The sequence below is a fragment of the Duganella caerulea genome (assembly GCF_040362985.1).
Taxonomy (GTDB): domain Bacteria; phylum Pseudomonadota; class Gammaproteobacteria; order Burkholderiales; family Burkholderiaceae_D; genus Rugamonas; species Rugamonas vulcania.
Map to the genome: position 1 here is coordinate 31317 of NZ_BPWJ01000016.1, position 11985 is coordinate 43301.

At 67.1% G+C, this 11985-nt stretch carries 12 protein-coding genes; all 12 read right to left on the reverse strand.

Going from position 1 to position 11985, the window contains the following annotated elements; genetic code table 11:
- Window positions 1–34: 34 nt before the first annotated feature.
- Genes paaZ through paaA form a run of 12 tightly spaced genes read right to left on the reverse strand, consistent with a single transcriptional unit; the run spans window position 35 to window position 11926 of the window.
- On the reverse strand, window positions 35–2080 hold the full coding sequence (gene paaZ, locus ACUJB0_RS29740; RefSeq protein WP_444848413.1) for a phenylacetic acid degradation bifunctional protein PaaZ: 2046 nt from the start codon (window positions 2078–2080) through the stop codon (window positions 35–37).
- 26 nt (window positions 2081–2106) lie between these two features.
- Window positions 2107–2718, reverse strand: coding sequence for a phenylacetic acid degradation protein PaaY (gene paaY / locus ACUJB0_RS29745; RefSeq protein ID WP_117013879.1), 612 nt, complete (start codon window positions 2716–2718; stop codon window positions 2107–2109).
- Window positions 2719–2730: 12 nt separating this feature from the next.
- The gene (pcaF, locus tag ACUJB0_RS29750; RefSeq protein WP_444848414.1) at window positions 2731–3936 is read right to left on the reverse strand and encodes a 3-oxoadipyl-CoA thiolase; all 1206 of its coding nucleotides are present in this window, start codon (window positions 3934–3936) and stop codon (window positions 2731–2733) included.
- Between the two features lie 9 nt (window positions 3937–3945).
- A complete protein-coding gene (gene paaK, locus ACUJB0_RS29755) occupies window positions 3946–5256 on the reverse strand; it encodes a phenylacetate--CoA ligase PaaK (RefSeq protein ID WP_444848415.1) in 1311 nt (436 codons plus the stop codon).
- 13 nt (window positions 5257–5269) lie between these two features.
- Window positions 5270–5749 carry a hydroxyphenylacetyl-CoA thioesterase PaaI gene (gene paaI / locus ACUJB0_RS29760; RefSeq protein WP_444848416.1) on the reverse strand — a complete coding sequence of 160 codons (480 nt, stop codon included), beginning with the start codon at window positions 5747–5749 and terminating at the stop codon, window positions 5270–5272.
- Window positions 5742–7334, reverse strand: coding sequence for a 3-hydroxyacyl-CoA dehydrogenase PaaH (paaH, locus tag ACUJB0_RS29765; RefSeq protein ID WP_444848417.1), 1593 nt, complete (start codon window positions 7332–7334; stop codon window positions 5742–5744). Before paaH ends, paaI begins: the two co-directional genes overlap by 8 nt.
- A gap of 1 nt (window position 7335) precedes the next feature.
- Entirely contained in the window at window positions 7336–8127 is a 792-nt protein-coding gene (gene paaG / locus ACUJB0_RS29770) for a 2-(1,2-epoxy-1,2-dihydrophenyl)acetyl-CoA isomerase PaaG (protein ID WP_444848418.1), read from the reverse strand.
- A 22-nt stretch (window positions 8128–8149) separates the two neighbouring features.
- Window positions 8150–9229: a 1,2-phenylacetyl-CoA epoxidase subunit PaaE gene (paaE, locus tag ACUJB0_RS29775; protein ID WP_444848419.1), complete on the reverse strand. Its 1080-nt coding sequence runs from the start codon at window positions 9227–9229 to the stop codon at window positions 8150–8152.
- A 7-nt stretch (window positions 9230–9236) separates the two neighbouring features.
- Window positions 9237–9869 (reverse strand): 1,2-phenylacetyl-CoA epoxidase subunit PaaD, encoded by a 633-nt coding sequence (gene paaD / locus ACUJB0_RS29780; protein ID WP_444848420.1) that lies wholly within the window; start codon window positions 9867–9869, stop codon window positions 9237–9239.
- A 10-nt stretch (window positions 9870–9879) separates the two neighbouring features.
- On the reverse strand, window positions 9880–10632 hold the full coding sequence (gene paaC, locus ACUJB0_RS29785; protein WP_176360573.1) for a 1,2-phenylacetyl-CoA epoxidase subunit PaaC: 753 nt from the start codon (window positions 10630–10632) through the stop codon (window positions 9880–9882).
- A gap of 12 nt (window positions 10633–10644) precedes the next feature.
- On the reverse strand, window positions 10645–10929 hold the full coding sequence (gene paaB / locus ACUJB0_RS29790; protein ID WP_020701068.1) for a 1,2-phenylacetyl-CoA epoxidase subunit PaaB: 285 nt from the start codon (window positions 10927–10929) through the stop codon (window positions 10645–10647).
- A gap of 10 nt (window positions 10930–10939) precedes the next feature.
- Complete coding sequence (gene paaA / locus ACUJB0_RS29795; RefSeq protein ID WP_444848421.1) at window positions 10940–11926, reverse strand: 1,2-phenylacetyl-CoA epoxidase subunit PaaA; 987 nt, start codon at window positions 11924–11926, stop codon at window positions 10940–10942.
- Window positions 11927–11985 lie beyond the last annotated feature (59 nt).

An 11985-nucleotide genomic window follows, 5' to 3' on the forward strand; every position in this document is an offset into this window, starting at 1 on the left:
GGAAAAACCACCCCCGCCCATCGCGGCAGCGACATCATTTGCGCTTCATCACCAACGTGAGGATGTCGTAGCTGGCCACCAGTTCGTCGTTCTGGTTGGTCACCTGCACGTCCCACGCGACCACGCCCTGGCCGACGCCCTTGTCGTCGGTGCGATTGCGGTCCACCTTGCGCTTGCAGGTCAGGCGCGCGCGGATGGTGTCGCCGATGGCCACCGGCGTGATGAAGCGCAGGTTGTCCAGGCCGTAGTTGGCCAGCACCGGACCAGGCGCCGGCGAGACGAACAGGCCGGCGGCGGCGGACAGCACGAAGTAGCCGTGCGCGATGCGCTTGCCGAACTGCGTGTCCTTGGCGGCGATGTCGTCGAAGTGCATGTAGAAGTAGTCGCCCGAGACGCCGCCGAAGTTGACGATGTCCGCCTCGGTCACGGTGCGGCGGTGCGTCAGCAGCGAGTCGCCCATCTTCAAGTCTTCGAAGTAGCGGCGGAACGGATGGACTTCGCTCTCCTGCACTTTGGCGCCGCGCACGTATTCGCCGGTGACGGCGGCCAGCATGGTCGGCGAGCCTTGTACGGCAGCGCGCTGCAGGAAGTGGCGCACCGCGCGGATGCCGCCCAGTTCCTCGCCGCCGCCCGCGCGGCCAGGGCCGCCGTGCTTCAGCTGCGGCAGCGGCGAGCCGTGGCCGGTGGAATCCACCGACGCTTCGCGGTCCAGGATCAGCACGCGGCCGTGCGAGGCGGCGGCCATCGGCACGGCGTAGGCGGCGATGGCCGGCTCCTTGGTCACCAGAGTGGAAACCAGCGAGCCCTTGCCGCGCGCGGCCAGCGCCAGCGCTTCGTCGATGCCGTTGTAGCTGATGATGGTGCTGACCGGGCCGAAGGCTTCGATGTCGTGCACCGCGTCGTTGCGCATGCCGTCGCGGCACAGCAGCAGCGTCGGCGAGAAGAAGGAGCCGTTGGCGACGCCGTCGCCCACCAACTTGAAGCCGTCGCGCTCACTGAACAGAACCTCGTTGCCGCGCGCGAGCAGCTCGACGCGCTCGGCGACGTCGCGCTGCTGGTCCTTGGAGGCCAATGCGCCCATGCGCACGCCTTCCACCGAGGGATCGCCGACACTGACCTTGGCCAGCCGCTCGCGCAGGCGCGTGCCGACGGCGTCCACCATATTTTCCGGCACGATGATGCGGCGGATGGCGGTACATTTCTGGCCGGCCTTGCCGGTCATCTCGCGCGCTACCTCTTTGACGAACAAATCGAATTCGGCGTCGTCGGGCGTGACGTCCGGCGCCAGGATGGCGCAGTTGAGCGAGTCCGCTTCGGCGGTGAACGGCACCGAGTTGGCGATCAGGTTGCGGTTGGTGCGCAGCTTGGCGGCGGTGTCGGCCGAGCCGGTGAAGGTGACCACGTCGGCGCCGCCCAGGCGGTCCAGCAGATCGCCGGTGCCGCCGATGACCAGTTGCAGCGCGCCTTCCGGCAGCAGGCCGGAGTCGTTCATCATGCGCACCAGGGCTTCGGTCAGGTAGCTGGTGGCGCTGGCGGGTTTGCCGATGCACGGCATCGCGGCCAGGAAGCTGGGCGCGAACTTCTCCAGCAGGCCCCAGATCGGGAAGTTGAAGGCGTTGATATGCACAGCCAGACCGCCGCGCGGCACCAGGATGTGGGTGCCGGAGAAGCCGCCGTTTTTACCCAGCGCCATGGCCGGGCCTTCGTGCAGCACGTTGGACGAGGGCAGCTCGCGGCTGCCCATGCTGGCGTAGGCGAACAGCGTGCCGGTGCCGCCTTCGATGTCGACCCAGCTGTCGGCGCGGGTGGCGCCGGTCAGGTGGGAGATGGCGTACAGCTCTTCCTTGCGGCTGACGAGGTACAGCGCCAGCGCCTTCAGGCGCGCGGCGCGCTGCTGGAAGTCCAGCTTCATCAGCGCCGGCACGCCGGTCTTGCGGGCGTAGGTGACGGCTTCGTCGAAGTCGATCTTCTCGGCGTGGGTGTGGTAGATCAGCGCGTTGTTCAAGGCGCTGTGCAGCGGCGCGGAGGCTTCGGCGCCTATCCATCGGCCGCCGATCCAGCTTTGCAGGGTTGATGCCATGTTTATCTCCGTTCTTATCTCGTTCGTTATGCTTGGGCGTTTTTATGCAGATGCAGCGGCAGCGAGCTTTCCCACTCGATGCGCTTGCGGTCCGGTTCCACTTCGGTCAGCGCGTCCACTTCGCGCATGGTGTTCATGGAGCGCACCGCCAGTTCCTGATATTGGCCGGTGCCCTCGGTTTTCCATTTGATCTCGTCGTCGCGCAGCTCGCGCGCCACCTTGGCGGGCGTGCCGACCACCAGGCTGCGCGGGGGAACCTGCATGCCGGCGCGGACAAAGCTCATGGCGGCGACGATGCTGTCGGCGCCGATGACGGCGTTGTCCATCACCACGCTGTTCATACCGACCAGCGCGTTGCGGCCGATGCGACAGCCGTGCAGCACGGCGCCGTGGCCGATATGGCCGTCGCGTTCGACCACCGTGTCGCAGCCGGGGAAGCCGTGCATGACGCAGGTGTCCTGCAGGTTGGCGCCCTCCTCCAGGATCAGACGGCCGAAGTCGCCGCGCAGCGCGGCCAGCGGGCCGACGTAGCAACGCGGGCCGACGATGACGTCGCCGATCAGCACCGCGCTGGGGTGCACGTAGGCGGTCGGGTGGACCACCGGGGTGACGCCGTTGATTTCGTAGACTTTGACCATGACGGCGCCCGCTTACACGCGTTCGATGACGAGGGCGATGCCCTGCCCGACGCCGATGCACATGGTGCACAGCGCGTAGCGGCCGCCGGTGCGTTCCAGCTGGTTCAGCGCCGCCAGCACCAGCCGCGCGCCGGATGCGCCCAGCGGATGGCCGATGGCGATGGCGCCGCCGTTCGGATTGACGTGGGCCGCGTCGTCGGCCAGGCCCAGGTCGCGCGTGACGGCCAAGCCCTGCGCGGCAAAGGCTTCGTTCAATTCGATGACATCCATCTGGCCGATGGTCAGGCCGACCTGCGCCAGCACCTTCTTCGACGCCGGCGACGGGCCGAAGCCCATGATGCGCGGCGCCAGGCCGGCGGTCGCCATACCCAGCACGCGGGCTCGCTTGCGCAGGCCGTACCGCTCGGCGGCGGCGGCAGACGCCAGCAGGATCGCGCAGGCGCCGTCGTTGACGCCCGAGGCGTTACCGGCCGTGACGCTGCCGTCCGGCGTGACCACGCCTTTGAGCTTGGCCAGCATCTCGACCGTGGTATCCGGACGCGGATGCTCGTCGGTGTCGACGATCTTCGGGTCGCCCTTTTTCTGCACCAGCGTGACCGGCACGATTTCGTCCTTGAACACGCCGGCGGCATGCGCGGCGGCCCAGCGCTGCTGGCTGCGCACCGCGAACGCGTCCTGGTCGGCGCGGCTGATGTTGAATTCCTGGGCGACGTTTTCGGCCGTCTCCGGCATGCTGTCGATGCCGTACTTGGCCTTCATCAGCGGGTTGACGAAGCGCCAACCGATGGTGGTGTCCTCGATCTTGGCGGCGCGCGAGAACGCGCTGTCGGCCTTGCCCATGACGAAGGGCGCGCGGGTCATGCTCTCCACGCCACCCGCGATTACCAGCTGCGCCTCGCCGGCCTTGATGGAGCGGGCGGCGATGCCCACCGCGTCCAGGCTGGAGCCGCACAGGCGGTTGATGGTGTTGGCCGGTACGTCAACCGGCAGGCCGGCCAGCAGCGCGGCCATGCGGCCGACGTTGCGGTTGTCCTCACCGGCGCCGTTAGCGCAGCCGTAGTAGACGTCGTCCACCTTGGACCAGTCCACGCCGGGATTGCGGGCGATCAGCGCGGCGATGGGCAGTGCGGCCAAGTCGTCGGCGCGCACGTTGGCGAGGGCACCGCCGTAGCGGCCGAATGGGGTGCGGATGGCGTCACAGATAAAAGCGTCGTTCACGGAATCTCCTTAATTTTTCGGGCGCTGGTCGACCACACGGCGGGCCTTGCCCGTCAGCGTGCGTTCGATGCCATTGGGGGCCAGCAGGCGCACTTTGGTGCTGACGCCGACGTTGGTCTTGATGCGGTGTTCCAGTTCTCGCGCCAGCGCCGCGATCTCGTCGTCGGCCACGCCGGGCCGCAGCTCGGCCAGCACGTCCAGTTTGTCGAGATGGCCGTCGCGCGAGATGACCAGCTGGTATTGCGGCGCGAGCTTGGGCATCCTGAGTATCAGCTCTTCGATCTGCGACGGGAACACGTTCACGCCGCGGATGATCAGCATGTCGTCCGAGCGGCCGGTGATCTTGCCGATGCGGCGCATGGAGCGCGAGGTGGCCGGCAGCAGGCGCGTGAGGTCGCGCGTGCGGTAGCGGATCACGGGCAGCGCTTCCTTGCTCAGCGAGGTGAATACCAGTTCGCCCTCCTCGCCGTCCGGCAGCACCTCGCCGGTTTCCGGATCGATGATCTCGGGGTAGAAATGATCCTCCCAGATGACCGGGCCGTCCTTGCTCTCGATGCACTCGCTGGCCACGCCGGGGCCCATCACTTCGGACAGGCCATAGATGTCCACCGCGTCGATGCCCGCGCGCTGTTCGATCTCGCCGCGCATGGCGTCGGTCCACGGCTCGGCGCCGAAGATGCCGACCTTGAGCGAGCTGGCGGCGGGGTCCAGGCCCTGGCGCTGGAATTCCTCGATGATGTTCAACATGTACGACGGCGTCACCATGATGATGGACGGCTTGAAGTCCTCGATCAGCTGCACCTGCTTCTCGGTCTGGCCGCCGGACATCGGCACCACCGTGCAGCCGAGGCGTTCCGCGCCATAGTGCGCGCCAAGGCCGCCGGTGAACAGGCCGTAGCCGTAGGAGATGTGCACCATGTCGCCACGACGGCCGCCGGCGGCGCGGATCGAGCGCGCCACCACGTTGGCCCAGGTGTCGATGTCGTTCTGCGTGTAGCCCACCACGGTCGGCTTGCCGGTGGTGCCGCTCGACGCGTGCACGCGCACCACCCGGTCCCGCGGCACGGCGAACATGCCGAACGGGTAGTTGTCGCGCAGTTCCTTCTTGCCGGTGAAGGGGAACTTCGCCAGGTCGGCCAGCGTGCGCAGGTCGTCGGGATGGACGCCGGCGGCGTCGAAGGCGGCGCGGTAGTGTGGGACGTTGTCGTAGGCGTGCTTGAGCGACCACTGCATGCGTTGCAGTTGCAATGCTTGCAGCTCGTCCTTGCTGGCGCGTTCGATCGGCTCCAGATCGGACGGCGCTGGAATACGTTGAACCATCGGTGTCTCCTGTTTATTCGGCGTGCGGCGGGATGATATGCCCGCTGACCCGGTGCGACTTACCTCGGAACAGGGCGACAGTGCGGCCGTCCTGGTTGGTGACCTTGACGTCGTAGACGCCGCTCTTGCCGGCCAGCGCCTGCTCGCTCGCGTCGGCGGTCAGCACATCGTGCAGACGTGCGGGCGCGAGGTAGTCGATGGTGCAGGCGGCGCCCACGGTGGTCAGATTGTGGCTGTTGCAGGCGAAGGCGAAGGCGCTGTCGGCCAGCGTGAATATGAAGCCGCCGTGGCAGCTGCCATGGCCGTTCAACATGTCCGCGCGCACCGGCATCGACATGCGGGCGTGGCCGGGCGAGATGGCGTCGACCTTCATGCCCAGTCCCCGCGAGGCGGGATCGCTGTCGAACATGGCGGCGCCGACGGCTTGCGCCAGCGCCTGGGCTTCGTCGGCGTTGAGCGCCGGCGCGGCGGCAAGGGTTGCGGTCTTAGTCATGGAAGCGGCCTCCCGCGGCGTGCTTGCGGCGCAGCAGCGGCGACACGCGGTAGCGGTCCTCGCCATAACCTGCGGCCAGGTTGGACAGCACGGCGACGATCTGGCCGATGCCCACGGCGTCCGCCCAGGCCAGTGGGCCGCGCGGGTAGTTGACGCCCTTCTGCATGGCGATGTCCGCTGCGGCTGCATTGCAGACGCCCTGGTTGACGGCATCCGCCGCCTCGTTGGCCAGCATGGCAACGGTGCGCATGACGGCCATGCCGGGTACGTCGTCCAGCCGCGTGACGGTGAAGCCGGCCGACTGGAACAGGCCGACCACGGCGTTGTAGGCCTCGGCCGAACACTGGTCCGCGCGGCTGATGGCGATGCGCTTGGCGGTGGCGTAGTCCAGCGCCAGGTCGAACAGCACCGTGTCCGGATGATGGCTGTCGTGCGCGCGCTGGGTGGCGCTGCGGCCGTCGGTCAGGTAGACGGCGGCGCCGTTGCAGTGAAAGGCCGGCGCGTCGTCGGTACCGGCGGCATGGCTGCGCGGCTCCGGCGTCTTGCGGTGCGAGACATTGACGCCGGAAGCGCGCAGGCGCGCGGCCAGCGCGTCGCTGACGGCGCCGCCGACGGCGAGCGACGGGCCGACCGCGGCACCCGGCTCGATGGTGTAGCTGACGAATTCCGGCTTGGGCTGCGCGGTTTCGGCCTGCGGCTGCGGCATGGCGGGAGCCGCGTCGCCGTAGTGGTAGAAGCCACGGCCGGATTTGCGGCCCAGGAAGCCGGCGTTGACCATCTCCTGCTGCAGCACGGACGGCGTGAAGCGCGGGTCGTTGAAGTAGGCGCCGAACACCGATTGCGTGACCGAGAAGTTGACGTCATGCCCGATCAGGTCCATCAGCTCGAATGGCCCCATGCGGAAGCCGCCGCATTCGCGCATGACGGCGTCGATGGTGGCCGCGTCGGCGGCCTGCTCGCTGAGCAGGCGCCAACCTTCGGCGTAGAACGGCCGCGCCACGCGGTTGACGATGAAGCCCGGCGTGGATTTGGCGTGCACCGGCTGCTTGCCCCACGCGGCGGCGGTGTCGTACACGGTTTGCGCGACTGCGGGATCGGTGGCCAGGCCGCTGATCACTTCGACCAATGCCATCAACGGCACCGGATTAAAGAAGTGCATGCCTACCAGCCGCGCCGGCACGCGCAGCCCGGCGGCGATGGCGGTGACCGAGATCGAAGAGGTGTTGGTGGCGAGGATGCTGTCGTCGCCGACGATCGTTTCCAGCTGCGTGAACAAGCCGCGCTTGACGTCGAGGTTTTCGACGATGGCCTCGACCACCAGCGCGGAGCCGGCGACGTCGTTCAGCGTGAGGGCCGCCTGCACGCGGGCGATGGACGCGGCGCAATCGACGGCGCTCATGCGCTCCTTGGCCACCAGCTTGTTCAGCGCGGCGGCGATGTCGGACATGGCCTTGGCGACGGCTTCGGGGCGCGTGTCGAACAGCTTGACGGTGTAGCCGGCGACGGCCGCCACCTGTGCGATGCCGGCGCCCATGGCGCCGCTGCCGATGACGGCGATGGCGCGGTCGGTGTGGAGTGCTGCCATGTTATTTCCCCTTGAATTGCGGCGCGCGCTTTTCCATGAAGGCGGCTACGCCTTCGCGGTAGTCGTCGCTGCGACCCAGTTCGCTCATCATCTCGCACTCCAGCGCCAGCTGCTGTTGCAGCGAATTGTGCGGACTGCAGTGCAAGGCTTGTTTGGTGAAGGCCAGGCCCTTGGTCGGGGCGGTGGCGAAGTGGCGCGCCATCGCCTGCGTTTCGGCGGCCAGTTCCTCGTCCGGCACGGCCTTCCAGATCAGGCCCCAGGACTCGGCCTTCTCGGCGCTGAGTTTATCGCCCAGCATGGCCAGGCCCATGGCGCGAGCGCTGCCGATCAGGCGTGGCAGGAAGTAGGTGCCGCCGGTGTCGGGGATCAGGCCAAGCTTGCAGAACACTTCGACGAAGGATGCGGATTTCGCGGCCAGCACGATGTCGCAGGCCAGCGCGATGTTGGCGCCGGCGCCGGCGGCCACGCCGTTGACGGCGCAGATCACCGGCATCGGCAAGGCGCGTAGCGCCAGCACCAGCGGGGCGTAGTTCTTTTCCACCGAGTCGCCCAGGTCGACCGGACGCGCGCCCGGCTCCACCGCGCGGTCCGACAAATCCTGGCCGGCGCAGAAGCCGCGGCCCGCGCCGGTCAGCACCATCACGCGCACGCTCTTGTCGTGGCTGATCTTGTGCATGGCGTGGCGCACTTCCTCGTGCATGGCCTGGGTGAAGCTGTTGAGCTTATCGGGGCGGTTCAGCGTCAGCGTGGCGACGCCGTCGGTGATGTCGAAGAGGATGTTCTCGTAGTTCATGGCGTCTCCGGTGGGATGGTTCTTATTCGGCCTGGTCGAAGTCGATGACGACTTTGTCGGTGATGGGGAAGCTCTGGCAGCTCAGCACATAGCCGCGCGCGATTTCGTAGTCTTCCAGCGCGTAGTTCACGTCCATGTCGACTTTACCTTCAATCAGCTTGCAGCGGCAGGTGGAGCACACGCCGCCCTTGCAGGAGTAGCGCATGTCGATGCCGGCCTTGAGGCCCGCGTCGAGCAGCGACTCCTTGTCTTGGTCCATGGTGAAGCTGGTGGCGTTGCCGTCCAGGATAACCGTGACTTCGGTTTCGTGGCGGCCGGCCTGCGGATCGACCGCGCGCGGCTTGTGCTGGTGCTTGGGGATGCTGGCGGCGAACAGCTCGATCTTGATCTGCGATTTCGGCATGCCGGCTTCCTGCAGCGCTTCCGAGACGCCGAGCATCATGTCTTCCGGGCCGCAGATGAAGGCGACGTCGATGTCTTCCACCCGCACCCAGTGCTTGAGGAACTGCGCGGCCTTCTCCTTGGTGATGCGGCCGTTGAACAGTTCGATGTCCTGCTGCTCGCGGCTCATCACGTAGGCCAGCTTGAGGCGCTCCATGTAGGTGTCCTTCAGGTCGGACAGTTCGTCCTTGAAGATCACCGACGACGAGGCGCGGTTGCCGTAGAAGAGCGTGAAGCGGCTGTGCGGCTCGGCCTCCAGCGTGGTCTTGATGATCGACAGGATGGGCGTGATGCCGCTGCCGGCGGCGAAGGCCAGGTAGTGCTTGTGGTTGGCGGCGTCCAGCGGCACGTTGAAGTGGCCCATCGGCGGCATCACGTCGAGCGTGGCGCCGGGCTGGATGGTGTCGTTGGCCCAGCTGGAGAACAGGCCGCCCTGCGTGCGCTTGATGGCCACGCGCAGCGCGCCATCCTGCACGGCGGAGCAGATCGAGTACGAGCGGCGCACGTCTTCGTCGCCGATCTGCGCGCGCAGCGTGAGGTGCTGGCCTTGCTGGAATTTGAAGCTCTCTTGCAGTTCGGGCGGCACGGCGAAGGTGACGGCGATGGTGTCGCGCGTTACCTGGCGCACTTGCGAGACGGTCAGCGGGTGGAATTTGCTCATGATCTTTTTAGTGGCACTTGAAGTAGTCGAAGGGCTCGCGGCAGTCCAGGCATTTGTACAGGGCCTTGCAGGGCGTGGAGCCGAACTGGCTGGTGATTTCGGTGTGGGTGGAGCCGCAGTTGGGGCAGGCCACCGTCAGGCGCGGCTGCGCGCGGCGCGAGATGGCGGCTTGGGCGCCGGCACCCGCTCCGGCCCGCAGGCCGCTGATGTCGATCACCTGCTGCGCCGGCGGGGCGATGCCGTAGCCTTTCAGCTTGGCCTTGCCCTCCTCGCTCATCCAGTCGGTGGTCCACGCGGGCGAGAGCTGGTTTTGCAGGCGGACGTCTTGCAGGCCGCGTGCGTGCAGGGCGTCGGTGATGGCGTCGGCGATCACCTGCATGGCCGGGCAGCCGGAGTACGTGGGCGTGATGGTGACGGTGCAGGCGCCGTCGGCGGCCAGCCGCACATCGCGCACGATGCCCAGGTCGACGATGGAGATGACCGGGATTTCGGGGTCGGAGACCTCGGCCAGCCAGGCCCAGACTTCAGCGGCTGTCGGCGCGTCGGCCGGTGCTGCGGCGCCGCGGCCAGCCGCAGGGGCGCGGTCGGTGGCGCCAGCGACGGCGGGGTTGGCGACGGCGCCAGGGGGGGCGGTGGTCATTGCCGGCCTTTTACCAGGTGGCGCCGGGATAGGCGCGCTGCAGGAACTGCATCTCGGCCAGGATGTAGCCCAGGTGCTCGCTGTGGCGGCCTTGCTTGCCGCCGCTTTGCATCCAGGCGTCGGCCGGCGGCATGGTCAGCGTGGCTTCGGCGAAGATCTCGGCCACGTGCGCCAGCCATTGCGCGCGCAGGTCGGCGGCGGCGGGGGCCACGCCTTCGGCCACCATCGCCTCATCGACCGCGTCGTACGCGAACACCTCGCCGCTGTACATCCACAGGTCGTTGACAGCGGCCTGCGTCTTGGCGTGGCTGACGTCCGTGCCGTCACCCAGGCGCACGATCAAGTCGCCGCTGCGGCGCAGATGGTAGGTCACTTCCTTCAGCGATTTCTCGGCGATGGCGGCGATGCGCGCGTCGCTGCTGCGCGTCAGGCCGACGATCAGGAAGTAGTGCCAGGCGTCGAAGAAGAACTGGCGCACCATGGTGTCGGCGTAGTTGCCGTTCGGTTGTTCCAGCAGCAGGCAGTTCTTGAAATCGTGTGCGTCGCGGTGGTAGGCCAGCTTGTCCTCGTCGCGGCCTGCGCCTTCCAGCTCGCCCGCGTACTCGTACCACAGGCGGGTCTGGCCCAGCAGGTCCAGCGCCACGTTGGTGAGCGCCATGTCCTCTTCCAGCGCCGGACCCTTGCCGCACAACTGGCACAGTTGCTGGCTCAGGATCAGGGCATTGTCGCCCAGGCGCAGCAGGTAATTTACTTTGGTCTGCACGTTGGACTCCGCTTACAGGTTCTTGACTTCTTCCGGCATCGGGAAGAAGGTCGGATGGCGATACACCTTGCTGTTGGACGGCTCGAACAGCGCGCCTTTGTCGCCTGGGCTGCTGGCGACGATGTCGGCCGCGCGCACCACCCAGATGCTCACGCCTTCATTGCGGCGGGTGTAGACATCGCGCGCGTTGTTGACCGCCATCTCGGCGTCCGGCGCGTGCAGGCTGCCGACGTGCTTGTGCGCCAGCCCATGCTGGCTGCGGATGAAGACTTCCCACAGTGGCCATTCTTTGCTCATCTTGATCTCCTTATGCTGCCTTGGCGGCGGCGTGTTTATCGGCGTGTGCCACCAGCGCTTCGCGGAACCAGGCGCCGTCCTCCCAGGCCTTGACGCGGGTGCGCAGGCGCTCGCGGTTGCACGGGCCGTTGCCCTTCAAGACGTTGTGGAATTCGCTCCAGTCGATGGCGCCGAATTCGTAGTGGCCGGTGTCGGCGTTGAATTTCAAATCGGGGTCGGGGATGGTCAGGCCCAGGTACTCCGCTTGCGGGACGGTCTGGTCGACCATGCGCTGGCGCAGTTCATCGTTGGAGAACAGCTTGATGCGCCACTGCGCCGATTGCGCGCTGTTGACCGATTCCGCGTCGGATGGGCCGAACATCATCAGCGACGGCCACCACCAGCGGTTGAGCGCATCCTGCGCCATGGCCTTCTGTTCGGGCGTGCCCTTCGCCAGCGACATCATGATGTCGTAACCCTGGCGGGCGTGGAAGGATTCCTCCTTGCAGACGCGGATCATGGCGCGCGCATACGGGCCGTAGGAGCAGCGGCACAGCGGGATCTGGTTGATGATGGCCGAGCCGTCGACCAGCCAGCCGATCGCGCCCATGTCGGCCCACGACAGGGTCGGGTAGTTGAAGATGCTGGAGTATTTGGCCTTGCCGCTGTGCAGGGCGGCCAGCAGTTCGTCCCGCGACACGCCCAGCGTTTCGGCGGCGCTGTACAGGTACAGGCCGTGGCCGGCCTCGTCCTGGATCTTGGCCAGCAGGATGGACTTGCGTTTCAGGGTAGGCGCGCGCGTGACCCAGTTACCCTCGGGCAGTTGACCGACGATTTCCGAGTGCGCGTGCTGGGAAATCTGCCGGATCAGGGTCTTGCGGTAGGCGTCCGGCATCCAGTCCTTGGCCTCGATCTTCACGCCTTCGTCGATGCGGGCCTGGAAGGCGCGCTCGTCGGCGGCCATGTCGTCCGCCGTGCGGACCGTGCTCAGGCCCGTCTCCACCATTTGTGCATACATCGCTGTCTCCTCATCGCTGATGGGCAATAATACGATACATATTTTGCTTTGACTACGTT

Excerpts from the sequence above, each read along its gene's own strand:
- paaH (WP_444848417.1), bottom strand. The coding sequence starts at position 7,334 with ATGGCAGCACTCCACACCGACCGCGCCATCGCCGTCATCGGCAGCGGC.
- paaA (WP_444848421.1), bottom strand. The coding sequence starts at position 11,926 with ATGTATGCACAAATGGTGGAGACGGGCCTGAGCACGGTCCGCACGGCG.
- paaB (WP_020701068.1), bottom strand. The coding sequence starts at position 10,929 with ATGAGCAAAGAATGGCCACTGTGGGAAGTCTTCATCCGCAGCCAGCAT.
- paaD (WP_444848420.1), bottom strand. The coding sequence starts at position 9,869 with ATGACCACCGCCCCCCCTGGCGCCGTCGCCAACCCCGCCGTCGCTGGC.
- paaE (WP_444848419.1), bottom strand. The coding sequence starts at position 9,229 with ATGAGCAAATTCCACCCGCTGACCGTCTCGCAAGTGCGCCAGGTAACG.
- paaK (WP_444848415.1), bottom strand. The coding sequence starts at position 5,256 with ATGGTTCAACGTATTCCAGCGCCGTCCGATCTGGAGCCGATCGAACGC.
- paaI (WP_444848416.1), bottom strand. The coding sequence starts at position 5,749 with ATGACTAAGACCGCAACCCTTGCCGCCGCGCCGGCGCTCAACGCCGAC.
- paaG (WP_444848418.1), bottom strand. The coding sequence starts at position 8,127 with ATGAACTACGAGAACATCCTCTTCGACATCACCGACGGCGTCGCCACG.
- paaZ (WP_444848413.1), bottom strand. The coding sequence starts at position 2,080 with ATGGCATCAACCCTGCAAAGCTGGATCGGCGGCCGATGGATAGGCGCC.
- paaY (WP_117013879.1), bottom strand. The coding sequence starts at position 2,718 with ATGGTCAAAGTCTACGAAATCAACGGCGTCACCCCGGTGGTCCACCCG.